25 protein-coding genes are annotated in these 25,953 nt (G+C 58.0%); 5 read left to right on the top strand and 20 right to left on the bottom strand.

What is annotated here, in order from left to right; genetic code table 11:
* The first annotated feature begins 4 nt into the window (after positions 1-4).
* Positions 5-2,566 (top strand): DNA mismatch repair protein MutS, encoded by a 2,562-nt coding sequence (gene mutS / locus AAHB66_RS18465; protein WP_347113995.1) that lies wholly within the window; start codon positions 5-7, stop codon positions 2,564-2,566.
* A gap of 166 nt (positions 2,567-2,732) precedes the next feature.
* On the opposite strand, the gene AAHB66_RS18470 is transcribed toward mutS, so the two are convergent.
* The 3 genes from AAHB66_RS18470 to AAHB66_RS18480 are packed head-to-tail and all read right to left on the bottom strand — an operon-like array spanning position 2,733 to position 4,984.
* On the bottom strand, positions 2,733-2,954 hold the full coding sequence (locus AAHB66_RS18470; RefSeq protein WP_014071539.1) for a non-oxidative hydroxyarylic acid decarboxylases subunit D: 222 nt from the start codon (positions 2,952-2,954) through the stop codon (positions 2,733-2,735).
* A 10-nt stretch (positions 2,955-2,964) separates the two neighbouring features.
* Entirely contained in the window at positions 2,965-4,392 is a 1,428-nt protein-coding gene (locus AAHB66_RS18475; RefSeq protein ID WP_347113996.1) for a non-oxidative hydroxyarylic acid decarboxylases subunit C, read from the bottom strand.
* The gene (locus AAHB66_RS18480; protein ID WP_337017260.1) at positions 4,382-4,984 is read right to left on the bottom strand and encodes a non-oxidative hydroxyarylic acid decarboxylases subunit B; all 603 of its coding nucleotides are present in this window, start codon (positions 4,982-4,984) and stop codon (positions 4,382-4,384) included. The genes AAHB66_RS18475 and AAHB66_RS18480 overlap by 11 nt, the downstream gene beginning before the upstream one ends.
* A gap of 172 nt (positions 4,985-5,156) precedes the next feature.
* Between AAHB66_RS18480 and AAHB66_RS18485 the strand changes: the two genes are divergently transcribed.
* The gene (locus tag AAHB66_RS18485) at positions 5,157-5,573 is read left to right on the top strand and encodes a MarR family transcriptional regulator (RefSeq protein ID WP_347113997.1); all 417 of its coding nucleotides are present in this window, start codon (positions 5,157-5,159) and stop codon (positions 5,571-5,573) included.
* Complete coding sequence (locus AAHB66_RS18490; RefSeq protein ID WP_347113998.1) at positions 5,570-5,947, top strand: DUF4440 domain-containing protein; 378 nt, start codon at positions 5,570-5,572, stop codon at positions 5,945-5,947. Before AAHB66_RS18485 ends, AAHB66_RS18490 begins: the two co-directional genes overlap by 4 nt.
* Positions 5,948-6,001: 54 nt before the next feature.
* Here the strand turns inward: AAHB66_RS18490 and rpoS are convergent, their stop codons facing one another.
* From rpoS to cysG, 13 genes are all read right to left on the bottom strand, one after another.
* Positions 6,002-6,994, bottom strand: a complete 993-nt coding sequence (gene rpoS / locus AAHB66_RS18495; RefSeq protein WP_032613624.1) for an RNA polymerase sigma factor RpoS — start codon at positions 6,992-6,994, stop codon at positions 6,002-6,004.
* 60 nt (positions 6,995-7,054) lie between these two features.
* Positions 7,055-8,182: a murein hydrolase activator NlpD gene (gene nlpD / locus AAHB66_RS18500; protein ID WP_347113999.1), complete on the bottom strand. Its 1,128-nt coding sequence runs from the start codon at positions 8,180-8,182 to the stop codon at positions 7,055-7,057.
* Between the two features lie 116 nt (positions 8,183-8,298).
* Positions 8,299-8,925 carry a protein-L-isoaspartate(D-aspartate) O-methyltransferase gene (locus tag AAHB66_RS18505; RefSeq protein ID WP_347114000.1) on the bottom strand — a complete coding sequence of 209 codons (627 nt, stop codon included), beginning with the start codon at positions 8,923-8,925 and terminating at the stop codon, positions 8,299-8,301.
* Positions 8,919-9,680, bottom strand: coding sequence for a 5'/3'-nucleotidase SurE (gene surE, locus AAHB66_RS18510; RefSeq protein WP_347114001.1), 762 nt, complete (start codon positions 9,678-9,680; stop codon positions 8,919-8,921). The genes AAHB66_RS18505 and surE overlap by 7 nt, the downstream gene beginning before the upstream one ends.
* Entirely contained in the window at positions 9,661-10,710 is a 1,050-nt protein-coding gene (gene truD, locus AAHB66_RS18515; RefSeq protein ID WP_347114003.1) for a tRNA pseudouridine(13) synthase TruD, read from the bottom strand. Before truD ends, surE begins: the two co-directional genes overlap by 20 nt.
* Positions 10,707-11,186: a 2-C-methyl-D-erythritol 2,4-cyclodiphosphate synthase gene (gene ispF / locus AAHB66_RS18520; protein WP_006811766.1), complete on the bottom strand. Its 480-nt coding sequence runs from the start codon at positions 11,184-11,186 to the stop codon at positions 10,707-10,709. The genes truD and ispF overlap by 4 nt, the downstream gene beginning before the upstream one ends.
* On the bottom strand, positions 11,186-11,896 hold the full coding sequence (gene ispD, locus AAHB66_RS18525; RefSeq protein ID WP_347114004.1) for a 2-C-methyl-D-erythritol 4-phosphate cytidylyltransferase: 711 nt from the start codon (positions 11,894-11,896) through the stop codon (positions 11,186-11,188). The genes ispF and ispD overlap by 1 nt, the downstream gene beginning before the upstream one ends.
* A 21-nt stretch (positions 11,897-11,917) precedes the next feature.
* Positions 11,918-12,229, bottom strand: coding sequence for a cell division protein FtsB (gene ftsB / locus AAHB66_RS18530; protein WP_039029953.1), 312 nt, complete (start codon positions 12,227-12,229; stop codon positions 11,918-11,920).
* Positions 12,230-12,396: 167 nt separating this feature from the next.
* The gene (locus AAHB66_RS18535) at positions 12,397-12,720 is read right to left on the bottom strand and encodes a DUF3561 family protein (protein ID WP_106994474.1); all 324 of its coding nucleotides are present in this window, start codon (positions 12,718-12,720) and stop codon (positions 12,397-12,399) included.
* A gap of 56 nt (positions 12,721-12,776) precedes the next feature.
* Positions 12,777-13,382, bottom strand: coding sequence for an adenylyl-sulfate kinase (gene cysC / locus AAHB66_RS18540; protein WP_347114005.1), 606 nt, complete (start codon positions 13,380-13,382; stop codon positions 12,777-12,779).
* Positions 13,382-14,809, bottom strand: coding sequence for a sulfate adenylyltransferase subunit CysN (gene cysN / locus AAHB66_RS18545; RefSeq protein WP_347114007.1), 1,428 nt, complete (start codon positions 14,807-14,809; stop codon positions 13,382-13,384). Before cysN ends, cysC begins: the two co-directional genes overlap by 1 nt.
* Positions 14,810-14,818: 9 nt before the next feature.
* Complete coding sequence (gene cysD / locus AAHB66_RS18550; RefSeq protein WP_142486925.1) at positions 14,819-15,727, bottom strand: sulfate adenylyltransferase subunit CysD; 909 nt, start codon at positions 15,725-15,727, stop codon at positions 14,819-14,821.
* 9 nt (positions 15,728-15,736) lie between these two features.
* Positions 15,737-17,095, bottom strand: coding sequence for a siroheme synthase CysG (gene cysG, locus AAHB66_RS18555; RefSeq protein ID WP_347114008.1), 1,359 nt, complete (start codon positions 17,093-17,095; stop codon positions 15,737-15,739).
* A 240-nt stretch (positions 17,096-17,335) separates the two neighbouring features.
* On the opposite strand from cysG, the gene AAHB66_RS18560 reads away from it, so the two are divergent.
* Entirely contained in the window at positions 17,336-18,379 is a 1,044-nt protein-coding gene (locus AAHB66_RS18560) for an aminopeptidase (RefSeq protein ID WP_347114009.1), read from the top strand.
* A 93-nt stretch (positions 18,380-18,472) separates the two neighbouring features.
* Here AAHB66_RS18560 and cysH read toward each other — a convergent pair whose 3' ends face one another.
* The 3 genes from cysH to cysJ form a co-directional block, all read right to left on the bottom strand.
* The gene (cysH, locus tag AAHB66_RS18565; protein WP_333854488.1) at positions 18,473-19,207 is read right to left on the bottom strand and encodes a phosphoadenosine phosphosulfate reductase; all 735 of its coding nucleotides are present in this window, start codon (positions 19,205-19,207) and stop codon (positions 18,473-18,475) included.
* 90 nt (positions 19,208-19,297) lie between these two features.
* On the bottom strand, positions 19,298-21,010 hold the full coding sequence (gene cysI / locus AAHB66_RS18570) for an assimilatory sulfite reductase (NADPH) hemoprotein subunit (RefSeq protein ID WP_347114010.1): 1,713 nt from the start codon (positions 21,008-21,010) through the stop codon (positions 19,298-19,300).
* On the bottom strand, positions 21,010-22,815 hold the full coding sequence (cysJ, locus tag AAHB66_RS18575; RefSeq protein WP_347114011.1) for an NADPH-dependent assimilatory sulfite reductase flavoprotein subunit: 1,806 nt from the start codon (positions 22,813-22,815) through the stop codon (positions 21,010-21,012). Before cysJ ends, cysI begins: the two co-directional genes overlap by 1 nt.
* Positions 22,816-23,119: 304 nt before the next feature.
* Here cysJ and queD point away from each other — a divergent pair, with 304 nt between their 5' ends.
* Positions 23,120-23,485, top strand: a complete 366-nt coding sequence (queD, locus tag AAHB66_RS18580) for a 6-carboxytetrahydropterin synthase QueD (RefSeq protein WP_347114012.1) — start codon at positions 23,120-23,122, stop codon at positions 23,483-23,485.
* Here the strand turns inward: queD and AAHB66_RS18585 are convergent, their stop codons facing one another.
* The gene (locus AAHB66_RS18585) at positions 23,486-25,810 is read right to left on the bottom strand and encodes a helix-turn-helix domain-containing protein (protein ID WP_347114013.1); all 2,325 of its coding nucleotides are present in this window, start codon (positions 25,808-25,810) and stop codon (positions 23,486-23,488) included.
* Positions 25,811-25,953: the final 143 nt, after the last annotated feature.

Genomic DNA, 25,953 nt, shown 5'->3' on the forward strand with positions numbered 1-25,953 from the left:
CTCCATGACCACTACTGACAATTTCGACGCGCACACCCCCATGATGCAGCAGTACCTGAAGCTGAAAGCTCAGCATCCGGAGATCCTGCTGTTTTACCGGATGGGCGACTTTTACGAGCTGTTTTATGACGATGCAAAACGCGCGTCACAGCTGCTCGACATCTCGCTGACCAAACGCGGGGCCTCAGCCGGGGAACCGATCCCGATGGCCGGGATCCCGCATCACGCGGTAGAGAACTACCTGGCGAAGCTGGTCAATCAGGGAGAGTCGGTCGCCATCTGCGAACAGATTGGCGATCCAGCCACCTCGAAAGGCCCGGTCGAGCGCAAAGTGGTACGCATCGTCACCCCCGGCACCATCAGCGATGAAGCGCTATTACAGGAGCGCCAGGATAACCTGCTCGCCGCCATCTGGCAGGACAGCAAAGGTTTCGGCTATGCCACCCTGGATATCAGCTCGGGGCGTTTTCGTCTGAGCGAACCGGCCGACCGGGAAACCATGGCCGCCGAGCTGCAGCGCACCAACCCGGCAGAACTGCTGTATGCCGAAGATTTTGCCGAAATGGGTCTGCTCGAAGGCCGTCGTGGCCTGCGTCGTCGTCCGCTGTGGGAATTTGAGATCGACACCGCGCGCCAGCAGCTCAATCTGCAGTTTGGCACCCGGGATCTGACCGGCTTCGGCGTTGAAAATGCCCCCCGTGGCCTGTGCGCCGCGGGCTGTTTGCTGCAGTACGTGAAAGACACCCAGCGCACCGCCCTGCCGCATATCCGCTCTATTACCATTGAGCGCCAGCAGGACAGCATCATCATGGATGCCGCCACCCGTCGCAATCTGGAGATTACCCAGAACCTGGCCGGGGGCGTGGAGAACACCCTCGCCTCGGTGCTCGACAGCACCGTCACCCCGATGGGCAGCCGCATGTTGAAACGCTGGCTGCATATGCCGGTTCGCGACATCACCACCCTCACCGGCCGCCAGCAGACCATCGGTGCCCTGCAGGACAGATACAGCGAACTGCAGCCGGTGTTGCGCCAGGTGGGCGATCTGGAGCGTATTCTGGCGCGTCTGGCCCTGCGCACCGCTCGCCCGCGCGATTTAGCCCGGATGCGTCATGCGTTCCAGCAGCTGCCTGAACTGCGCAGCCAGCTGGCTGAGATCGACAGCGCGCCGGTGCAGAAGCTGCGCGAGGCGATGGGCGAATTCAGCGAACTGCGCGAGCTGCTGGAAAAGGCCATCATTGAAGCCCCGCCGGTGCTGGTGCGTGACGGCGGCGTTATCGCCCCCGGCTACAACGAAGAGCTGGACGAGTGGCGCGCGCTGGCCGATGGTGCAACGGACTACCTCGATAAGCTGGAGATCCGCGAACGCGAGCGGCTCGGGCTGGACACCCTGAAGGTCGGTTACAACGCCGTACACGGCTACTTTATCCAGATTAGCCGCGGGCAGAGCCATCTTGCCCCAATCCACTACGTGCGCCGCCAGACGCTGAAAAACGCCGAGCGCTACATTATTCCTGAGCTGAAAGAGTATGAAGACAAGGTCCTCACCTCTAAAGGCAAAGCCCTGGCGCTGGAAAAACAGCTGTATGACGCCCTGTTCGATATGCTGATGCCGCATCTGGCGGATCTGCAGCAGAGCGCCACCGCGCTGGCCGAGCTGGATGTGCTGGTCAACCTGGCAGAACGCGCCGAGACGCTGAACTACTGCTGCCCGACCTTTAGCGATAAGCCTGGCGTACGCATTACCGAAGGCCGTCATCCGGTGGTGGAGCAGGTACTGAACGAGCCGTTCATCGCTAACCCGCTGAACCTGTCGCCGCAGCGTCGCATGCTGATCATTACCGGCCCGAACATGGGCGGTAAAAGTACCTATATGCGTCAGACTGCCCTGATAGCCCTGCTGGCCTATATCGGCAGCTACGTTCCGGCGCAAAAGGTGGAGATCGGCCCCATCGACCGTATCTTTACCCGCGTGGGCGCGGCGGACGATCTGGCGAGCGGTCGTTCGACCTTTATGGTGGAGATGACCGAAACCGCCAACATTCTGCATAACGCCACCGAGTACAGTCTGGTGCTGATGGATGAGATTGGCCGCGGAACCTCCACCTATGACGGGCTCTCGCTGGCGTGGGCCTGTGCCGAAAGCCTGGCCAATAAAATTAAAGCCCTGACCCTGTTTGCCACCCACTATTTCGAGCTGACCCAGTTGCCGGAGAAGATGGAGGGCGTGGCGAACGTGCATCTGGATGCGCTGGAGCACGGGGATACCATCGCCTTTATGCACAGCGTGCAGGATGGCGCGGCGAGCAAAAGCTACGGCCTGGCCGTGGCGGCGCTGGCGGGGGTACCGAAAGAGGTGATCAAGCGCGCGCGCCAGAAGCTGCGCGAGCTGGAAAGCCTGGCGCCTAACGCGGCAGCAACCCAGGTGGACGGGACGCAGATGTCGTTGCTGGTGCCCGCCGAAGAGACCTCCCCGGCGCTGGAAGCACTGGAGAACCTCGACCCGGATTCCCTGTCGCCACGTCAGGCGCTGGAGTGGATTTATCGGTTGAAGAATCTGGTGTAGTTCGGTGCGGCCTGTATTGCCCGGCGGCGCTATGCTTGCCGGGCCTACGGAGTGGTGCGGCCCGATCCCCTCACCCCGGCCCTCTCCCAAAGGGAGAGGGTGCAAACATAAAAAATGGCAACCTCAAGGTTGCCATTTTGCTTTTACCTCGCCACCCGGCTTTTTTTTACAACAGCGGTGGAATGGTCGGCACCTGCGGGGCATCGTCGATATCCTTCTGCGTCATGCGAAACGCTTCAGGATAGTGCTCGCGGCTGGTACGGCGCAGCGGCTCGGTATCTCGCCAGGTGTAGAGGCAGTGCTGGCACTGATACACCGTCCAGACATCTTTCACCGGCGACGTCGCCATCACCTCAATATGTTCATCAGCACAACGTGGACAAATCATTTTTCCCTCCTTATTTGCGTGCGGCCAGCATGGCGGTCAGTTTTTCAGCCCAGGCTTTGGTTTCAGGCAGATCCTGTACCGGCTGGCTGTAATGCCCGCGAAGATCCGGGGCTACCGGCGTGGTGGCGTCGATGATCAGTTTGTCGGTGATCCCCGCCGGGCTTGAACCCGGATCCAGCTCCAGCACCGACATGTTCGGCAGCTGCACCAGATCCCCCGCGGCGTTCACTTTCGACGACAGCGCCCACATCACCTGCGGCAGGTTGAACGGATCGACATCCTCATCCACCATGATCACCATCTTCACGTAGCCCAGCCCGTGCGGAGTGGTCATCGCCCGCAGGCCAACGGCACGGGCAAAGCCGCCGTAGCGTTTTTTGGTGGAGATAATCGCCAGCAGGCCGTGGGTGTACATCGCGTTTACCGCCTGCACTTCCGGGAACTCGGCTTTCAGCTGCTGGTAGAGCGGCACGCAGGTTGCTGGCCCCATCAGGTAGTCGATTTCGGTCCACGGCATGCCGAGATAGAGCGACTCAAAAATCGGTTTCGTGCGGTACGAGACTTTATCGATGCGCACTACGGTCATGTTACGGCCACCGGAGTAGTGTCCGGTGAATTCTCCGAACGACCCTTCGATCTCACGTTTGCGGCCCTCAATCACCCCTTCGAGGATCACTTCCGACCCCCAGGGCACATCAAAGCCGGTCAGCGGCGCGGTGGCGATCGGATACGGGCTTTCACGCAGCGCACCCGCCATTTCATATTCTGACTGATCGTACTTCAGCGGCGTGGCCCCCATCAGGGTGATGATCGGATCGTTGGCCAGGGTGATCGCGATCGGCAGGTCCTGGCCGCGCTCTTCCGCTTTATGCAGATGCAGGGCGATGTCGTGCATCGGCACCGGCTGCAGGCCAAGTTTGCGTTTGCCCTTCACCTCCATACGATAGATACCGACGTTCTGCTTGCCGAAGTGATCCGGATCGAGCGGATCCCGGGAGACCACGCAGGCTTTATCCAGATAGAATCCGCCGTCACCGTCGTTCAGGCGAAACAGCGGCAGAATGTCGAACAGGTTAATCGCCTCGCCGTCGACGGTGTTCTCCGCCCATGCCGGGTTGGCGCGGCGCTCCGGCGCCACCGGGAACTTATCCCAGCGACGGATAAACTCGTCGATCTGCTTTTTGACCGGCGTATTCGGCGGCAGCCCCATCGAGATGGCGTGGTTCTGCCAGGAGCCGATGGTGTTCATCGTCACACGGGCGTCGGTAAAGCCGCGAATGTTGTCAAACCACAGCGCAGGCGCGCCGTCACCAATGCGCCCGGTGGCGTTGGCTGCCGCCGCCAGATCCGGCTCCGCGTCGACCTGCTCCGTGATTTTCAGCAGTTGCCCTTGCTCATCGAGCGCCTGCAGGAAGCTTCTCAAATCATCAAATGCCATGTTCATTCTCCTGTGAAAAATTTCTGGCCGCCTGCAAACCTTTCCAGCGACGGGCTTTGCTATGCTCCAGACCAAACTGGTCGAGCACCCGGGTCACGATATGCTGGGTAATGTCATCGGCGGTTTGCGGGTGGTTGTAATAAGCGGGCATCGGCGGCACCATCGCCACGCCCATGCGGGAAAGGGCCAGCATGTTCTCCAGATGGATAGTGCTGAGCGGCGTTTCCCGCGGGACCAGCACCAGCTTGCGCCCCTCTTTCAGCACCACATCAGCGGCACGCCCCACCAGCCCTTCGGCATAGCCTGCACGGATACCCGCCAGCGTTTTCATGCTGCAGGGGATAACGATCATGCCGTCGGTACGAAAGGATCCGGATGAGATGGTGGCGGCCTGATCCGCCGGGCTGTGGACCACGTCGGCCAGGGCAGCAACGTCCTGAGCGGTGTACGGTGTTTCCAGCTCAATCGTCGTTTTGGCCCACTTCGACATCACCAGATGGGTTTCCACTTCAGGCATGTCGCGCAGCGCCTGCAGCAGTGCTACCCCGAGCGGCGCACCGGTTGCCCCTGTCATCCCAACAATCAATCTCATTCAGTACCTCATTTAATTTGTTCGTGTACGAACATGTTGTTTACCCTACCTCCGGACGCGTACGCTGACAAGATCGTTCGCATACGATCACACGTAATGCTAAAAAGGGTCACGTTAAAATCCCGGCGGATAACGGCTATCATAGAGAGGTAATTTTTACGCCGGAGAGTTCATGGAACTGAGACAAGAAGCGTTCCACCTGTTACGTCAGCTTTTTCAGCAGCATACCGCGCACTGGCAGCAGGCTTTGCCCGAGCTGACCAAGCCGCAATATGCCGTGCTGCGCTCTATCGCCGAACATCCCGGCATTGAGCAGGTGGCGCTGACCGAAGCCGCTGTCAGTACCAAAGCTACCCTCGCGGAAATGCTGAGCCGCATGGAATCTCGCGGTCTGGTGAAGCGCGAAGCCGATCCTGCGGATAAGCGCCGGCGGTTTGTCTTCTTAACGCCGGAAGGTGAAGCGCTGCTCGGGAGCTGCAAGCCGGTAGGGAATGACGTCGATGAGGCTTTTCTGGGGCGTTTAACCGCCGGGGAGCGTCGCCAGTTTACGGATTTGATCCGCAAAATGATGGTAAAGGAGAGAGAATGACCCGCTATGAAACAGAAATTATTGATGCTCACATCGCGTTAGAAAACTGGTTAGGCCAGGGTGAAGGTAATTACGCCGCCCTGCTCGCCCGTTTTCGCCAGGACTTTCTGATGATCGCCCCCAGCGGTGCCCACCTGGATCACCCTGCGCTGGCAAATTTCCTTGAGGCTCAGCGCGGCAGCCGCCCGGGCCTGAAGATCGTGATTGATGAATTAACGACGTTGCAGACCTGGGATAACGGGGCGGTACTGCACTACCGTGAAACGCAAACCCGCCCCGATCAGCCGGTGAACGTGCGCTGGTCCAGCGCGGTCCTGAATCAGGAAGGCGATACGATAACCTGGCGTCTGCTGCACGAAACCACGCAGCCTTAAGACAAAAGAAAAAGGCCCGTCTTTCGACGGGCCTTTTTTTTGACGAAAAGTTGCTTACTCGCGGAACAGCGCTTCGATATTGAGCCCTTGACCCTGCAGGATTTCACGCAGGCGACGCAGACCTTCTACCTGAATCTGACGAACACGTTCACGGGTCAGGCCGATTTCACGACCGACGTCTTCCAGTGTCGCAGCTTCATACCCCAGCAGACCGAAACGACGTGCCAGCACTTCACGCTGTTTGGCGTTCAGTTCGAACAGCCATTTGACGATGCTCTGTTTCATATCATCGTCCTGCGTGGTGTCTTCCGGGCCGTTGTCTTTTTCATCGGCCAGGATGTCCAGCAGCGCTTTCTCGGAATCGCCACCCAGCGGGGTGTCGACGGAGGTAATACGCTCGTTGAGACGCAGCATACGGCTTACGTCATCAACCGGTTTATCAAGCTGCTCGGCAATCTCTTCCGCGCTTGGCTCGTGGTCCAGTTTATGGGACAACTCGCGTGCGGTACGCAGATAGACGTTCAGCTCTTTCACGATGTGAATAGGCAGACGGATCGTACGGGTTTGGTTCATGATTGCCCGTTCGATGGTCTGACGGATCCACCACGTCGCATAAGTTGAGAAACGGAACCCACGTTCAGGGTCAAATTTCTCTACCGCGCGGATCAGCCCCAGGTTGCCCTCTTCAATCAGATCCAGCAGAGCCAGACCACGATTGCTGTAACGACGGGCAATCTTGACGACCAGACGCAGGTTACTTTCAATCATACGACGGCGTGAAGCTACATCACCACGCAATGCCCGGCGCGCGAAGTAAACTTCTTCTTCTGCTGTTAACAATGGAGAGTATCCAATCTCCCCAAGGTAAAGCTGAGTCGCGTCCAGCACACGTTGAGTGGCGCCCTGCGATAACAGCTCTTCTTCAGCTAAATCGTTATCACTGGGTTCCTCTTCTACTAAGGCTTTCTCGTCAAAAACCTCAGCTCCGTTCTCATCAAATTCCGCATCTTCATTTAAATCATGAACTTTCAGCGTATTCTGACTCATAAAGGTGGCTCCTACCCGTGATCCCTGAACGAGAAAACCAAATTGGTTTATCCCGCCAAATTATCGCTGCGGTAAATACTGCAGCGGGTTTACGGATTTCCCCTTGTAACGAATTTCAAAATGCAAGCGTGTAGAACTGGTTCCGGTGCTACCCATAGTAGCTATTTTTTGCCCCGCCTTAACTTCTTGTTGTTCCCGGACCAGCATCGTATCGTTATGGGCGTAGGCACTCAGGTAATCATCGTTGTGTTTTATGATAATAAGATTACCGTAACCGCGCAGAGCGTTACCGGCATATACCACGCGTCCATCTCCGGTCGCGATAATAGCCTGTCCCTTACTTCCTGCGATATCGATCCCTTTATTTCCCCCCTCGGAGGAAGAGAAGTTCTCGATAACCTTGCCTTCAGTCGGCCAGCGCCACGAAGAGATTGGCGAGCTGGAGGTCTGACTGCTGGCAACGGGCACGGTAGAACTAACAACAGGTGCCGTAACGGGTGCAGTGACAACGGTCGCAGCCCCTTTATTATTCGGCAACATCTTGTTAGCACTCTGTTCACCTGAGTCCTCAGAATACGTAATTGTCGGTTGCGACGCAACCACTGTGCTTGATTTTTGCGCAGGCGTCACACTGTTATTTTGCGCCGTCACGTCTGCCACCGATACGGTGTTGCCAGGCGTGAGCGGTTTACCCGTTGCGTTGCCAACCTGCAGCGTTTGGCCAACTTCCAGACCATACGGGGCCTGGACGTTATTTCGTTGCGCAAGGTCACGGAAATCGTTCCCGGTAATCCAGGCGATATAGAACAAGGTATCGCCACGTTTTACGGTATAGGTACTGCCGCCGGTATAGCTTCCTTTCGGAATGTTCCCATACTTACGGTTATACACAATGCGGCCATTTTCGGTCTGAACAGGCTGATCCACTGGCTGAATCTGTGTTGGTTGCGTAACCACTGGCTGAACAGGCTGAATCTGAGGAGTTTGTTGTGTCGTCGTGCCCATCTTAGGCGGAGGGGTGATCAGCATGCCGCCGGATGAATTTCCGGTGCTGGAACCGCTGTTGCCGCCAACTGAACTCACCGGCGCAGGGGCGTTATTCGAGGATGTACAACCTGCCAGCCACAGTGAAACCAGTGACAGTGCCGCAACACGGCTGATGGTGAATTTTGGGCTTCCCGCGCTCATTTATCCCCCAGGAATATTTTTAGTTACCAGTGACTTAAAATTAACCGTAATGTCACGCGCTTTTGCGCCACACCATACGCTGAATTGGCCTGAATAACCCTGGAAAAATCCGAGTCTCAGGCCAGCTCTCCTTTTACCAGAGGCACAAAACGTACGGCTTCTACGGTATCGATGATGAACTCGTCGCCCCGTCGACGAACACGCTTTAACAGCTGATGTTCATCGCCCACCGGTAAAACGAGGATCCCGCCGTCGTCCAGTTGCGCCATAAGCGCAGCCGGGATTTCCGGCGGTGCAGCCGTCACGATAATGGCATCAAACGGGCCGCGTGCCTTCCAGCCCTGCCAGCCATCGCCGTGACGGGTAGAAACATTGTGTAAATCAAGCTGCTTCAGGCGACGACGCGCCTGCCACTGCAGGCCTTTGATGCGTTCAACCGAGCAAACATGATGCACCAGATGCGCCAGAATGGCGGTCTGGTATCCCGACCCGGTGCCGATCTCCAGCACCCGCGAATCCGGGGTCAGCTCCAGCAGCTCGGTCATGCGCGCTACCATATAAGGCTGCGAAATGGTCTGCCCCTGCCCTATCGGCAAGGCGACGTTTTCCCACGCTTTGTGCTCAAACGCCTCGTCGACGAATTTTTCACGCGGTACCAGCGAGATGGCATTAAGCACATGCTCATCAGCAATACCCTGGGTGCGTAATTGATTCAGAAGTGCTTGTACACGTTTACTTACCATTGTGAGCTCACCCCGGCGCGTTCCAGCCAGCCTGACACCACATCTTGCGCGTTATGCGCGGTCAAATCTACATGCAGCGGGGTCACAGAAACGTACCCCTCGTCCACCGCGGCGAAGTCGGTATCCGGCCCGGCATCGTGCTTTTCACCCGGCGGGCCAATCCAGTACAGGGTATTCCCGCGCGGATCCTCCTGCGGGATCACCTTATCCGCCGGATGTCGGCTACCGCAGCGCGTCACGCGGATGCCTTTGATCTCTTCCAGCGGCAGGTCCGGGACGTTGATATTGAGGATCCGCCCGGTGCGCAGCGGCTCGCGGCTCAGCGCCCGCAGAATGGAGCAGGTCACCGCGGCAGCGGTGTCGTAATGCTGATGGCCGTTGAGCGATACCGCTAAGGCAGGGAAACCAAGATGGCGCCCTTCCATGGCGGCCGCCACGGTGCCGGAGTAGATCACGTCATCGCCCAGATTGGGCCCGGCATTAATGCCGGAGACCACCACGTCCGGGCGCGGACGCATCAGGGCATTGACGCCGAGAAAGACACAGTCCGTCGGGGTGCCCATCTGAACGGCGATATCGCCGTTATCGAAGGTAAAGGTGCGAAGGGACGACTCGAGGGTTAACGAGTTAGAGGCACCGCTGCGGTTACGATCGGGAGCCACAACCTGCACCTCAGCAAACTCACGTAGCGCCTTAGCCAGCGTCTGAATGCCCGGCGCATGGATCCCGTCATCGTTACTCAGCAATATTCGCATAGTCACCCGAAGTGTTGATAAGTTCCCTGACAACACTGGTGGCAAAGCTACCTGCCGGCAGCCAGAAACGTAACTCCACGGTCACGTCATCCCACCAGTTCCAGCTCAGCTGTTGCGGATAGAGCAGCATCGCCCGGCGTGCCGCTTCGACTTTTTCCCGCATCAGCAGAGAGCATAATTCTGTTTCATCGGCGACGGCTGCCTGCTCCGCCTGCAGCGCCTCGCCCTGCGGGCCCCATTCGCCGGTACCCGGCAGGGCCGCGGTGATCAGCAGCGTTTTCGCATTGACGCGCGCCTGCAGATCGGCCATTTCTTCGTCAGTGGCGACGAACCAGCTGCCGCGTCCCGCTAATTGTAGCGCATCGCCAACAACAACTTGATTCGCGTCTGTTTTTTTCAGACGTTCGCTCACGATTTGATTAAACAACGCACTGCGGGCTGCCGACAACCAAAAACTGCGTTTATTGCGGTCACGCACCGGAGCATTGCTTTGCGCCCAGCGCAGGGCACCCTGCAAGTTACTGCCGCCAATACCAAAACGCTGGGCACCAAAATAGTTCGGCACGCCCTGCTCGTTGATGGCAGTAAGACGTCGTTCGACCTCGTCGCGGTGACTCACCTCGCGCAGCACCAGCGTAAAGGCGTTGCCCTTTAACGCACCGAGGCGCAGTTTGCGCTTATGACGGGCGTATTCAAGCACCTTGCAGCCCTCAAGCTGGAACTGGCTTAAATCGGGCATCCCATTACCTGGCAACCGGGCGCAGAGCCACTGCTCGGTGACCGCGTGTTTATCTTTCTGCCCGGCGAAGCTCACTTCACGGGCATGAATTTTCAGAAACTTAGCCAGCGCCTCGGCCACAAAACGAGTGTTGCAGCCGTTTTTCAGGATCCGTACCAGAATGTGCTCGCCCTCGCCGTCCGGCTCAAAGCCCAGATCTTCGATCACCACGAAATCTTCCGGATTGGCCTTCAGCAGGCCCGTGCCCTGCGGTTTACCGTGCAGGTACGTCAGGTTATCGAAATCTGTCATTTGGCCGCCTTCACCAGCAGCGCCACGGCTTCACAGGCAATGCCTTCACCGCGACCGGTAAAGCCGAGCTTTTCAGTGGTGGTGGCTTTGACGTTGACGTCATCCATATGGCAGCCGAGATCTTCAGCAATGAACACCCGCATCTGTGGGATATGCGGCAGCATTTTCGGTGCCTGAGCAATGATGGTCACATCCACGTTACCGAGGGTGTAGCCTTTGGCCTGAATACGACGCCAGGCTTCGCGCAGCAGTTCGCGGCTGTCGGCCCCTTTGAAGGCCGGATCGGTGTCCGGGAACAGCTTGCCGATATCGCCCAGTGCCGCCGCGCCCAGCAGCGCGTCGGTCAACGCGTGCAGGGCAACATCGCCATCAGAATGCGCGAGCAGTCCTTTTTCATAAGGGATGCGTACGCCGCCAATGATAATTGGGCCCTCGCCGCCAAAGGCGTGTACGTCAAAACCATGTCCAATTCGCATTATGCCTTCTCCTGATGGGTCGAACGGGTAAGATAAAATTCTGCCAGCTGCAAATCTTCGGGGCGCGTCACTTTTATATTATCTGCGCGCCCTTCAATCAGTTCCGGGTGAAAACCGCAGTACTCCAGCGCCGAGGCTTCGTCGGTGATGGTTGCGCCCTCGTTCAGCGCACGGGTTAAGCAGGCCTGCAGCAGCTCGCGGGGGAAAAACTGCGGCGTGAGCGCGTGCCAGAGGTCAACGCGCTCCACCGTATGGGCAATGGCCGGAACGCCCGGCTCGCCGCGCTTCATGGTATCGCGGACCGGCGTGGCGAGAATGCCGCCGACGCGGCTGGTTTCGCTGATAGCCAGCAGCCGCGCCAGGTCGTCCTGATGCAGGCACGGACGCGCCGCGTCATGCACCAGCACCCACTGGGCGTCACCGGCGGCCTGGAGACCCGCCAGCACCGAATCGGCGCGCTCTGCGCCGCCGTCCACCACGGTGACCTGCGGATGGCCGGCAAGCGGTAGCGCGGCAAAGCGGGCGTCGCCCGGGCTAATGGCGATAACGACCCGCGTCACGCGTGGGTTCGCCAGCAGCGCCGCCACGGTGTGCTCAAGGATCGTTTTATCACCAATTGAAAGGTACTGCTTAGGACATTCTGTCTGCATGCGCCGGCCAAACCCGGCGGCTGGCACTACGGCGCATACGTTCGAAAAAGTGACTGCCATGGCTAATAATCCTGGGCCTGATTATCGGGTGTTTTGTACTGAGCCCTGGTTGCGTTTAGACGCATCCGGCACCAGACGATAGAAGGTTTCGCCCGGCTTAGTCATGCTGAGTTCGTTGCGCGCGCGCTCTTCAATGGCTTCTTGTCCACCATTGAGATCGTCAATTTCCGCAAACAGCTGATCGTTTCGCGCTTTAAGTTTGCCGTTGGTTGCCTGCTGCGCCGTCACGTCATCGCTGACGCGACTGTAATCGTGAAGGCCGTTCTTACCGAACCACAGTGAATACTGAAGCCAGACCAGCAGAGCCAGCAACAGCAGCGTAAGTTTACCCATCCTGCCCCCCTGAAAAACGGCATCATCATCCCATAACTTTCCCCACGACTCTACATCGGGGCTACAGAGATGCCGCACCATTGCGGGCAAATGTACCACATTTTTTTTGCAGATTCGCGCAGCCTTCAACGTGACACAGTGAGTGACGGTTTGAATTATGGCTGAACTTATCCCATGAGCCACAAAAATAACAGTCCGACCATTGCCACCACCGTCATCACGGTGGTGAATGAACTGTAGAGCAGCTTGCCGTTGAGCAGAGAGTGCAGCGCAATCCCTACCACGACGGCAACGGGCATCAGCGCCAGGAAGAAAGGCCAGGTATAGAGGAAAAAGAACAGGGTGTTACTGCCGTAAAACAGGAAAGGGATGCCCAGTGCCATCAGCCATGACGCGAAGCCGACAATCGCCCCGGGGAAAGACCAGGTCGTCTCGTCATTTGCCGATACTGTGTCCGTCCCGGTGATAATGTAGTTCTCACTGTTTCGCATAGCTGATCCTGTGACCATGACATATCGATGGGGATAATCACCCCATCAATACCATCTCAGGATCTGATAATATCGCCCTGTCTGAGCAGGTCTAATAATTGGCTCACTAAATTTGTTACCAATTGTTGGCCTTCCAGATGGATTTCGGGCGCATCGGGGGTTTCATAAACTGCGTCAATACCGGTGAAATTTTTCAGTTCACCCGCGCGGGCTTTTTTATACAGCCCTTTCGGATCGCGCTGCTCGCAGATCTCCAGCGGGGTATCGACGAAGACTTCGATAAAGCGGTCCTGACCGACGCGCTCGCGCACGAACTGCCGCTCGGCACGGTGCGGCGAAATAAACGCCGTTAACACCACCAGGCCGGCATCGGCCATCAGGCTGGCCACTTCGCCCACCCGACGGATGTTCTCTTTGCGATCCGCATCGCTAAAGCCGAGATCGCTGCACAGCCCGTGACGCACGTTGTCGCCATCCAGCAGATAGGTGCTGACGCCCGCTTTATGCAGCGCCTCTTCAAGCGCGCCCGCAACCGTGGACTTACCGGAGCCCGAGAGCCCGGTAAACCACAGCACAACCCCACGGTGCCCGTGGAGTTGTTCGCGATCGGCGACGGTGACCGGATGAGGATGCCAGACGACGTTCTCATCATGCTGCGCCATTACTTGCCTCCCAGCAGATCGCGTGCGCCCCAGTGCGGGAAGTGCTTGCGTACCAGCGCGTTCAGCTCCAGCTCAAAGGCGCTGAATTCCGACGGTGCCACGCTCGCCTGCGATTTAGGCTCGCGCACCATCCCGGCACCCACGGTGACGTTGGTCAGACGATCGATAATGATCAGGCCGCCGGTCACCGGGTTCTGCTGATACTGATCCAGCACCAGCGGTTCGTCGAAGGTGAAATCGACCAGACCGATGCCGTTCAGCGGCAGTTCAGTGACGCTGTGCTGCGCCAGATTGTTGATATCCACCTGATACTGAATGCCGTCCACGCGGGCGCGGGTTTTCTTACCGGCAATCTTAATGTCGTAGCTCTGACCCGGGCTTAGCGGCTGCTCGGCCATCCATACCACATCAATGGCGGCGCTTTGTACGGCAGGCAGCGTCTCTTCTGCATCCACCAGCAGGTCGCCACGGCTGATATCAATTTCGTCTTTCAGCACCAGGGTGACCGCTTCGCCTGCCCCGGCCTCCTGCAGATCGCCATCAAAGGTGACGATACGGGTAATCGCGGATTCCACGCCTGACGGCAGCACCTTGACGCGCTGACCCACCTGCACGCTGCCGGAGGCAATAGTGCCGGAGAAGCCGCGGAAATCGAGGTTCGGACGGTTAACGTACTGCACCGGGAAGCGCATCGGCTGCGTTTCCACGCTGCGCTGGATCTCGACGGTCTCGAGCACTTCCAGCAGCGTCGGGCCGCTGTACCACGGCATGCTGGCGCTCTGGGAGGCGACGTTGTCCCCTTCCAGCGCCGAGAGCGGCACGAAGCGGATGTCGAGGTTGCCCGGCAGCTGTTCGGCAAAGGTGAGATAGCTTTCACGGATCTCGTTAAACTTCTCTTCGCTGAAGTTGACCAGGTCCATCTTGTTGATCGCCACCACCAGGTGCTTGATCCCCAGCAGCGTAGAGATAAAGCTGTGACGACGCGTCTGATCCAGCACCCCTTTACGGGCGTCGATCAGCAGGATCGCCAGGTCGCAGGTCGAGGCGCCGGTGGCCATATTGCGGGTGTACTGCTCGTGCCCCGGGGTGTCGGCGATAATAAATTTGCGCTTTTCGGTGGAGAAGTAGCGATAGGCCACGTCGATGGTGATGCCCTGCTCGCGCTCCGCCTGCAGGCCATCCACCAGCAGGGCCAGATCGAGCTTCTCACCCTGGGTGCCGTGACGTTTGCTGTCGTTATGCAGGGAAGAGAGCTGATCTTCGTAGATCTGACGGGTATCGTGCAGCAGACGGCCAATCAGCGTGCTTTTGCCGTCATCAACGCTGCCGCAGGTCAGAAAACGCAGCAGGCTTTTGTGCTGTTGTGCGTGCAGGTAGGCTTCGACGCCGCCTTCATCCGCAATCTGTTGAGCAATAGTGGTATTCATGGCGGCTCCTTAGAAATAACCCTGACGTTTCTTCAGCTCCATCGAGCCTGCCTGGTCGCGGTCGATCACGCGCCCTTGTCGCTCGCTGGTGGTCGACACCAGCATCTCTTCGATGATCTCCGGCAGCGTCTGCGCGTTGGATTCCACCGCGCCGGTCAGTGGCCAGCAGCCGAGGGTACGGAAGCGCACCATCTGCTTTTTGATCACTTCGCCAGGCTGGAGATCGATACGATCGTCATCCACCATCATCAGCATGCCGTCGCGCTCCAGAACCGGACGTTCAGCCGCCAGGTACAGAGGAACGATTTCGATATTTTCCAGATAGATGTACTGCCAGATATCCAGCTCGGTCCAGTTGGAGAGCGGGAAGACGCGGATGCTTTCGCCTTTGTTGATCTGGCCGTTGTAGTTATGCCACAGCTCCGGGCGCTGGTTCTTCGGATCCCAGCGGTGGAAGCGATCGCGGAAGGAGTAAATACGCTCCTTGGCGCGGGATTTCTCTTCATCGCGACGGGCGCCACCAAAGGCCGCATCAAAGCCGTATTTGTTCAGCGCCTGCTTCAGCCCTTCGGTCTTCATGATGTCGGTGTGTTTGCCGCTGCCGTGCACGAACGGGTTAATGCCCATCGCCACCCCTTCCGGGTTTTTATGCACCAGCAGTTCGCAGCCGTAGGCTTTGGCGGTACGGTCACGGAACTCATACATTTCGCGGAACTTCCAGCCGGTATCCACGTGCAGCAGCGGGAACGGCAGCGTGCCCGGGTAAAAGGCTTTACGCGCCAGGTGCAGCATCACGCTGGAGTCTTTCCCGATGGAGTACATCATTACCGGGTTAGCGAACTCGGCGGCCACTTCGCGGATGATATGAATACTCTCCGCTTCGAGCTGCCGCAGGTGAGTCAGTCGTTTTTGGTCCATAACCGTTCCTTAAGCCAGATTTACAACAGAAGAGCCAAACCCTTCTGTGTCGGTAGTGTGTTGAAACCAGGCGAGCGTGCTGTGCAGCTGCACCACTTCACCCACCACAATCAGGGCGGGCATCGGGGCGTCTTTCGCCAGGCTTGCAAGGTGTTGTAATGTGCCGGTCACCACGTGCTGATCGACGCGCGTGCCCCGGGATATCACCGCCACAGGGGTATCTGCATCGCGCCCGTGACGAATAAGCTGTTCGCTGATGTCCGCCGCCTTCATGGTGCCCATATAGATCGCCAGCGTCTGACGGCTCTGAGCCAGATGGGTCCAGTCGAACGGGATGCTGTCGGCCTTGTAGTGACCGGTGACAAAGGTGACGCTCTGGGCATAGTCGCGGTGCGTCAGCGGAATACCGGCGTAAGCCGTCACCGCAGAAGCCGCGGTGATCCCCGGTACCACCTGGAACGGCACGCCCGCTTCAGCGGCGGCCTGCAGCTCTTCGCCGCCGCGGCCAAAGATAAAGGGATCGCCGCCCTTGAGACGCACTACGGTTTTGCCCGCTTTCGCCGCATCAATCAGCATCTGATTGGTTTCATGCTGCGGCACGGCGTGCTCCCCCGCCCGCTTGCCGACGCAGATTTGCTCGGCGTCGCGACGAATCAGCTCGCGTATGCCATCCGTCACCAGATGGTCGTAGAACACGATGTCCGCATCCTGGAGAACCTGCAGGCCGCGAAGCGTCAGCAGTCCGGCATCGCCCGGCCCGGCACCGACGAGGATGATCTCCCCGCTGGTGCTGCCCGGGTTATCCAGTTCGTCTTCGAGGATTTGTTGTGCCGCCGTCTCATTGCCGGCCTGCATCAGGCTGGCAAAGCGGCCGCGGAACACCCGCTCCCAGAAGCGACGGCGTTCCGCTACGCTGGTCAGGCGGGTTTTCAGATGGTTGCGCCAGAAGCTGGCTTTCTCGGCCATTCGGCCCAGGCTGGTTGGCAGCAATGCTTCGATTTTTTCCCGCAGAACGCGCGCCAGCACCGGCGCGGTGCCACCGGAGGAGATCGCCACCACCAGCGGCGAGCGGTCGACAATCGACGGGAAGATAAACGAGCATAAAGGCTGATCGTCCACCACGTTCACCAGACGGTGACGGGCGTGGGCGGCATCAGAGATGCGCTGGTTGAGCGCCCGGTTTTCAGTTGCGGCGATCACCAGCACCACATTGTCGATTTGCGCTTCATTAAAGTCCGCTTCGGCTACCACCTGCACGCGCGCCCCTGCCCGGTGTAAAAAGGCAATTTTGCGCTCGGCGATTTCACCGCAGCCGACAACCAGGACCGGACGGTCTTTTATGTCAGCAAATAAAGGAAGGTAATCCACAATGCTACAACTCGCTAACAACCAGGAATAGTGGGACTATAGGGGGGCTGCTCATAGCGAATGAAATTACGAATTGGAATGAGTAGTTACTCAATGGAATAACGCCCTGGAAAAGCAAATATCAAAAAGTGCTTAACATGCGTAATTACGGGCATTTAAGAGCAATTCAAATTGTGTAAGCGCGGTCACAGTTTCATACTAAGCGCGGTAAAATTTTGCTCTATTTTTTAAGGACTCACTATGTTTTCCGCAATGCGCCACCGTATCGCTGTCCTGGCGCTCGGCGTTTGCTTAACTGGAACGGTTCAGGCTAAAACGCCCCCTCTGGGTGAGATGGCCGCGACGCAGGCGCGTCATATCGCGACCTTTTTCCCGGGCCGTATGACCGGCACCCCCGCCGAAATGCTTTCCGCTGACTATGTGCGCCAGCAGTTCGCCGAAATGGGTTACCAGAGCGATATCCGCACCTTCCAGAGCCGCTACATCTATACCTCACGCAACCAGAGCAAAAACTGGCACAACGTGACCGGCAGCACCGTGATTGCCGCCCATGAAGGTAAAGCCGCACAGCAAATTATTATTCTGGCGCATCTGGATACCTATGCGCCGATGAGCGACAGCGATGCCGATAACAATCTCGGCGGCCTCACCTTACAGGGCATCGATGATAATGCCGCGGGCGTCGGGGTGATGCTGGAGCTGGCCGAACAGCTGAAGAACATTCCAACCCAGTACAGCATCCGCTTTATCGCCACCAGCGGTGAAGAAGAGGGACGCCTGGGCGCCGAGAACGTGCTCAACCGCATGAGCCCGGCCGAGAAGAAAAACACCCTGCTGGTGATCAACCTCGATAACCTTATCGTGGGCGATAAGCTCTATTTTAACAGCGGTAAAACCACCCCTGCCCCGGTGCGCAAATTGACCCGCGACCGCGCGCTGGCGATTGCCCGTACCCAGGGCATCTTTGCCGCCACCAACCCGGGCGGCAACGCCAACTACCCGAAAGGGACCGGATGCTGTAATGATGGTGAAATCTTCGATAAGGCCGGGATCCCGGTGCTGTATGTCGAGGCGACTAACTGGTCACTGGGTAAGAAAGACGGTTATCAGCAGCGGGCGAAGTCGAAAGCCTTCCCGCAGGGAACGAGCTGGCACAACGTCAGGCTGGATAATCTGCAGTACATTGACGAGGCGCTGCCAAAGCGGATTGAACATCGCAGCCGGGACGTGGTGCGGGTGATGCTGCCGCTGGTGAAAGAGCTGGCGAAAGCGGGGAAAGCCTGAGCTGAGGTCATGCCCGGTGGCGGCTACGCCTTACCGGGCCTACAAACGGCACGAACGTAGGCCCGGTAAGCGCAGCGCCACCGGGCACAAAAATCACCCTTCGTGCAATCCGCACTCGCGCTTGAGGCCAAAGAAACGGGTCTCTTCTTCCGCCATACCCGGCTCCCATTTGCGGGTGGTGTGGGTATCCCCCACCGACAGATAGCCCTGGTCCCACAGCGGATGGTATTTCAGGCCATGCTGCTGCAGGTACTGGTACACGGTCCGGTTGTCCCAGTCGATAATCGGCAGCACCTTGAACACCCCGCGCTGGATCGCCAGCACCGGTAAGGACGCCCGGCTACCGGACTGATCCCGGCGCAGGCCGGCAAACCAGGTTTTAGCGTTGAGATCGGAGAGCGCCCGGTTCATCGGCTCGACTTTGTTGATGGCATTGTATTTCTCAATGCCCTCCACGCCCTGCTCCCACAGCTTGCCGTAGCGTGCTTCCTGCCAGGCCGCGCTCTGCTCCGCGCGATAGACCTTCAGGTTCAGCTGCAGCTTGTCCGTCAGTTCGTCAATAAACTGGTAGGTTTCCGGGAACAGGTAGCCGGTGTCGGTGAGGATCACCGGAATGTCCGGGCGGATCTTATTCACCAGATGCAGGCTGACCGCCGCCTGAATACCAAAGCTCGACGAGAGCACGTATTCACCCGGCAGATTTTCCAGCGCCCATGCAACGCGGCCTTCGGCGTCCAGCTTTTCCAGCTGGGCGTTGGTTTCCGCCAGGGCCAGAATACGTTCCACTTTTGGCAGGTCGTTCAAAACATTCAGATCGAGTCTGGACATATACCCCTCACTTCTGCCGGGCGGCACTGCGTTTGCCCGGCCTACGGTTTCCCAGGCCCGGTAAGCGAAGTGCCACCGGGCATTGCCACCTTACTCCCAGAAATCCCTTGCGGGATCGAGCACCGGGCGAATGATGCCCACACGCACCGTAAAGTCGCCGAAGCCTTCACCCGCTTCGCGCTCTTTCGCCCAGCGCCCGACAAGCAGGTCTATGGAGTCAAGAATCTCTGGTTCCGTGATGTTTTCGCGGTACATACGCGGAATGCGTGTCCCGCTGCGATTTCCACCAAGATGGACGTTGTAACGCCCCGGCGCTTTGCCCACCAGACCCAGCTCCGCCAGCATCGCGCGGCCACAGCCGTTCGGGCAGCCGGTGACGCGCATAACAATATGCTCGTCCGGAATACCGTGTTTTTCCAGAATCGCTTCCACTTTGTCAGTGAACGACGGCAGGAAGCGCTCGGCTTCGGCCATCGCCAGCGGACAGGTCGGGAAGGAGACGCAGGCCATTGAGTTTTCACGCTGCGGTTTGACCGCATTCATCAACCCATGATCGCGCGCCAGCTTCTCGATCTTCGCCTTCTGGCTCTCCGGCACGCCGGCAATAATCAGGTTCTGGTTGGCGGTAATGCGGAACTCGCCCTTGTGGATCTTCGCAATTTCCAGCAGGCCGGTTTTCAGCGGACGGCCCGGATAATCCAGGATACGACCGTTTTCAATAAATAGCGTCAGGTGCCATTTATTGTCGATGCCTTTTACCCAGCCAATGCGATCCCCGCGACCGGTGAATTCGTATGGGCGGATCGGCTCAAACTTGATACCTGCACGACGCTCCACTTCCTCTTTGAACGTCTCCACGCCCACGCGTTCGAGGGTGTATTTGGTTTTGGCGTTTTTACGATCGGTACGGTTGCCCCAGTCGCGCTGGGTGGTCACCACCGCTTCGGCCACCGCCAGAGTATGCTCAAGCGGCAGATAGCCAAACTCGCTCGCGGTGCGGGCGTAGGTGTTCTTGTTACCGTGCTCGATAGAAAGACCGCCGCCGACCAGCAGGTTAAAGCCCACCAGCTTGCCGTTCTCGGCAATCGCCACGAAGTTCATGTCGTTAGCGTGCAGATCGATATCGTTCTGCGGCGGGATCACCACCGTGGTTTTAAACTTACGCGGCAGATAGGTCTGGCCGAGGATCGGCTCTTCGTCCGTCGTCGCGACCTTTTCCTGATCCAGCCAGATCTCTGCATAGGCGCGGGTGCGCGGCAGCAGGTGTTCGGAGATCTTCTTCGCCCACTCGTAGGCTTCGGCGTGCAGCTCGGACTCGTACGGGTTGGAAGTACACAACACGTTACGGTTCATGTCGTTGGCGGTCGCCAGCGCGTCCAGCCCAACGGAGTGCAGCATCTGGTGTACCGGCTTCACGTTCTTCTTCAGAATGCCGTGGAACTGGAAGGTCTGACGGTTGGTCAGACGGATGCTGCCATAAATGGTGTTGTCATGAGCGAACTTGTCGATCGCCTGCCACTGTTTGGTGGTGATGATGCCACCCGGCAGACGGCAGCGCAGCAGCATCGCGTGACGCGGCTCCAGCTTCTGTTCAGCACGCTCGGCGCGGATATCGCGATCGTCCTGCTGGTACATGCCGTGGAAACGGATCAGCAGGAAGTTGTCGCCTTTGAAACCGCCGGTCAGACCGTCGTTTAAATCTTCGGCAATGGTGCCGCGCAGGTAGTTGCTCTCAACCTTCATGCGCTCGGCATCAGACAGTTTGCCTTCGACCACCAGAGGGCCAGGATGTTTTTCGCTCATTAGTAGACATCTCGCTGATAACGGCGCTCGACGCGCAGCTCACTTAAAAATTCATCCGCCGATTCAGTATCCATGCCACCGAATTCAGCAATCACTTCCAGCAACGCCTGCTCAACGTCTTTCGCCATGCGATTGGCGTCGCCGCAGACATAAATGTGGGCACCGTCATTGATCCAGCGCCACAGCTCTGCGCCCTGTTCGCGCAGTTTGTCTTGTACGTATATTTTTTGTTTTTGATCGCGGGACCAGGCCAGATCGATGCGCGAGAGCACCCCTTCTTTCACGTAGCGCTGCCACTCCACCTGGTAGAGGAAATCCTCGGTGAAGTGCGGGTTGCCGAAGAACAGCCAGTTTTTGCCCGGCGCTTCGTCGGCGGCGCGCTGCTGCATAAAGGCGCGGAACGGCGCGATGCCGGTGCCCGGACCAATCATGATCACCGGGGTTTCCGGGTTAGCCGGCAGACGGAAGTTGTCGTTGTGCTCGATAAAGACCCGCACCTCGCCCTCTTCTTCCACGCGATCTGCCAGGAAGCTCGAGGCGCCACCGGCACGGGCGCGGCCTTCGATGTCGTAGCGCACCACGCCCACGGTGACGTGGACTTCGCTTTCCACCTCGGCCTGGGCCGAGGCGATGGAGTAGAGGCGCGGCGTCAGCGGACGCAGCAGGCCAATCAGCGCGTCAGCGTCCAGCTGTGCCGGGGCGAAACGCACCATATCCACGATGGGCGTGGTAGCGGCGTACTGTTGCAGTTTGGCTTTGTCACCCACCAGCGGCAGCAGGGATTCGCTGCGGGTCAGAGTGGCGTAGTTTTCCACGATGTTCGCGGTGTTGACGGTCAGTTCGAAATGCCACTGCAGCGCTTCAGAGAGCGGCAGGGTTTTGCCGTCTACGTTAACCGGCTCGTCGCCTTTCAGCCACAGCAGCTCAACCAGCTCTTTCACCAGCGCCGGATCGTTCTGATACCAGACGCCAAGGGCATCGCCCGGCTGGTAGCGCAGGCCGGAGTCGCCTAAATCGATTTCGATATGGCGCACATCTTTTTCAGAATCACGACCGGTGATTTTCTGGTTAACCGAGAGGCTCGCCGTCAGCGGCGCTTCTTTGGTGTACGGGCTGGTGTGAATGTCGTTGACCACGCCGGTCGCGGTGGCCGCCGCCTGCGCGGGCGTCTCTTTCGGGACGCGAGCTTTCAGGACATCGACAATGCGCGCGCGCCATTCGGCAGCCGCGGCCTGGTATTCGACGTCGGTATCCACGCGATCCAGCAGGCGCTCGCCACCCAGCTCCGCCAGCTTGCTGTCAAAATCTTTACCGGACTGGCAGAAGAATTCGTAGGAGGAGTCGCCGAGGCCGAAGACCGCAAAGGCGGTGCCCGTCAGCTTTGGCGCTTTTTTCGAGAACAGGAACTTATGCAGCGCAACCGCTTCTTCAGGCGGCTCACCTTCGCCCTGGGTAGAGGTCACAACGACAACCAGCTTTTCTGACGCGATTTGCTTAAATTTATAATCCCCGGCGTTCACCAGGTTCACGTTCAGTTTGGCTGCGAGCAGATCGTCCCGCAGGGCTTCCGCCACGCGGCGGGCATTGCCGGTTTGCGAAGCGGAGATAAGCGTAATTGCCGGGATCTCAACGGCCGCAGCCGGTGCACTCACCACAGCACCCGGCTGTTGATTGAGCATTCCCCAGAAATAACCGGAGACCCAGGCAAGCTGGGTAGGCGAAAAATCAGTGGTGGCTGCCTGCAGGCGTGCCAGTTGCTCCGGGTTCAGGGGAAGCAAATTTGAAGGTGGGGCCTGTGTTGTCATGCGTCGTTATGTTCCAGTAGCAAAGCTGAATTTTTATCTGAAAGACAGAACAGAGTGTAAGGTTAACGGCGCGGATCATAACAATTAAAGACGGGATGGAAATAATAAATAACCAAATGGACTAACCTGTTTTTGCTATCGTTCTTAACAATAAAAACGATTAATTAACCACATGAAAAATAAAGATAAAAACGAGGTGTATAGCCATCAAAAGGCGGTCGCAGCTAAAGGGCCGTTTTAGGTAATGATAAAAAAGGTGCTTTCCGGTATTATGCGGCGGTTTTTTCCGCATTTTTGAGAGTTCATGATGTCCACCACACTGTTTAAAGATTTCATCTTCGAAGCCGCCCACCATCTCCCTCACGTCCCGGAAGGACACAAATGTGGTCGCCTGCACGGACACTCCTTTATGGTGCGCCTTGAAATTACGGGTGAGGTCGATCCGCATACGGGCTGGATTATGGACTTCTCCGAACTGAAAGCCGCGTTTAAACCGACCTATAACCGCCTCGATCACTACTATCTGAATGATATTCCTGGACTGGAAAATCCGACCAGCGAAGTGCTGGCGAAGTGGATCTGGGATGAGATGAAGCCGCTGGTTCCTCTGCTGAGCGCGGTGATGATCAAAGAGACCTGCACGGCGGGTTGCATCTATCGCGGCGAGTAATCACCCATCATGCGTAAGCAACGGCGCCAGCTCGACGAGCATAAGCGCGTTGCTTTCAAGCGATTCCGTTATCTGCCAGCCCTCGTGAAGTTGTTCATCCCGCATTGATAACGTTGGACGTGCTTTATGCTCCATCCAGCGCCACATCTCTTCGTCTGGCCCCCTTTCACTACGTACACCTTCGATCAAGGGGTACAGCGCGCCGTTGTGCTGATCAAACAGATGACATTTGATCCGCCACCTGCCGCTCAGCCCCTTCAGCTGAACATGGTACTGCTGGCGAAACCGCTGAATGAAGGCCTCTTCGCTGGAGAGCAGAGGGTTGAACACGACCGTATTGCGCAGTAGCAGCTGATAACCCTTGTGATGGCGCAATAGCAGGAGATTTTTTTCGTTTACCAGCACCTCACCACGCAGGCGCCGCCACAGCCAGAGCACCCAGAAGATAGGCCGCGGCAGGCCGTGGTTGTACTGCAGCGCAAGACTCGACGTATCGATTGTATTGTTGGCGCGCGCTTCGCCCTGTAAGCCCGAATTCAGCCAGAACCCGGCCAGCCAGACCTGTTCAGAGAGCCCGAGCAGGTTTTGCATCAATAGCGCCCCGCGGAAAAACCAGCCGTTGGTTGCTCGCGTGTTCCCGGTGAGGGTGTTCCACGACAGCAGCCATACCGGAAGAGAGAGCTTGCGCTGGCGAAGCGACGCCAGGATCTGACGAATCTTCTGTACCGGATAGTTTTCTGACGAGGAGAGATGGGCGGGATCCAGCTGCGCCAGATCGAGAAGTTCATTGGCATCGGCCGGACAGGCAAGGAAATCGGCCTGCATAAGGAGGGTTGAGCCAAGAAGCGCCTCGTCGTGTTGCGCGGCGCTACCGGGCGAAAAGCGGTGCCATACCCCGAACTTCGCCTGCGGCAGATACGCATGCAGCGTCTTCCGCTGGGCCTGCCAGACCTGTTCCCGCGTCTCCTCACTGGCCTGCGTTGACCAGTGCATGACAAACTGCCAGCTGCCGGTCACATCGGGTGAAAAGTGATTAACCGACTGCTGTAAAAAGCGCGCCAGAAGATCGCTTCGGGTTGTCAGGCCGGTGTGCAGCAGCACCGTCCACTGCTTTTGCGCAAGCCAGGTAAAGACCTGATGCAGGTTGTACCAGCAGGCATACCCCGCCATCAGGGGATCGTCCCAGCCGCTGGCAAACAGGCGGCTGCTGAGAAAAGGCTCAGCGATATCAATTCCGAAAATCGGCAGCGTTTCTCCGAGCTTTTCCAGCTCCCGCCGCACGTCCTCCCGCAGTAAATCATCCAGTTCACGCACCGTCACCACCATTCGCGTATGGCGCAGCGGCGCGGAGGGCCTGAGCTGGTGCAGATCGAGCACCCTCTCCTGCAGCGGGTGGGGCGTGAGTGGCGACGGTTCCCAGCCGCGCGTTTCGGGTTCATTCAGCAGGCTGAAGAGTTTATCCACCGCAACCGGAAAGAGCTGCTCACCGGCGTTTTGCCGCATACGGGGCATCCCGGTGTGAGCACCTCTTTCCTTTCGAAACTCGCCGGGGGCCATCTGGTGATGACGGCGGAACAGATCGCTCATCATACGGGTACTGGCGAACCCCTGCTCCAGGGCAATCTGATGCAGCGGACGATTCGTGAGGCGAAGCGCGTCCGCCGCCTTTTCCAGCCGCAGGGTCGTAATGTATTGCATAAAACTGACGCCCATCTCCTTACGAAAAAGTCGGGAGAGCCAGGCTTCCGAGACAAATTCGCTTGCGGCGATTTCTGCCAGCGTAATGCGCCGGGTGTAGCTGGCGTTGATACGCTCTACCACACGGGTGATGCGTTTGCTTAAGCCGGGATGGTTTTCCCGGGGCATCAGGCGGGCCGGCTGTTGAAACCGGCTTGTCAGCAGCAACAGGATCTCGCTCAACCAGCGGTTCGCCTCCAGCCGGTAGCGATGCCGATCGTTAATCAGGGTAATAACCAGCAGCTGGCGCAACAGATGACGTAGCTCAGCACACTGGGGCCAGACGCCCCCGGCCTCAGGCGGAACAGCGTAATCATGGGCAAAAAAGTCGCTGTAGAGCTGCTGGATCCAGCGCCCGGAAAGCACCACGCGCATCGTCGTATTCCCGGTCTCGCTGGTGAGCTGCCAGCGTTGATTACGATTAACGATGGTCAGGTTATCCGCCAGCAGAGTCTCCTGGCGCTGGTCGGTTTGCAGCGTGGCGCTTCCTTCCAGTATCCACAGCAGCGTCAGCGCATCGTCCTCCTCCTGATGAAACTGACGAATATCCTGCACCTTTACCCAAAAATCGCTACCCCGTTGCTCCATTTGCCCCTCCAGGGAAGACAAATAATGACGCGCTGTTTTTTGTCATAACAGATTTGTATGAAAAACAATCAGAAATAATGCGTCGCTTCACAACAAAAAAGTGCATTTTCAGTCGCTGCGATCGGCATAAACTCGAAATTAGC

This window comes from Leclercia sp. S52, assembly GCF_039727615.1.
GTDB lineage: Bacteria > Pseudomonadota > Gammaproteobacteria > Enterobacterales > Enterobacteriaceae > Enterobacter > Enterobacter adecarboxylatus_B.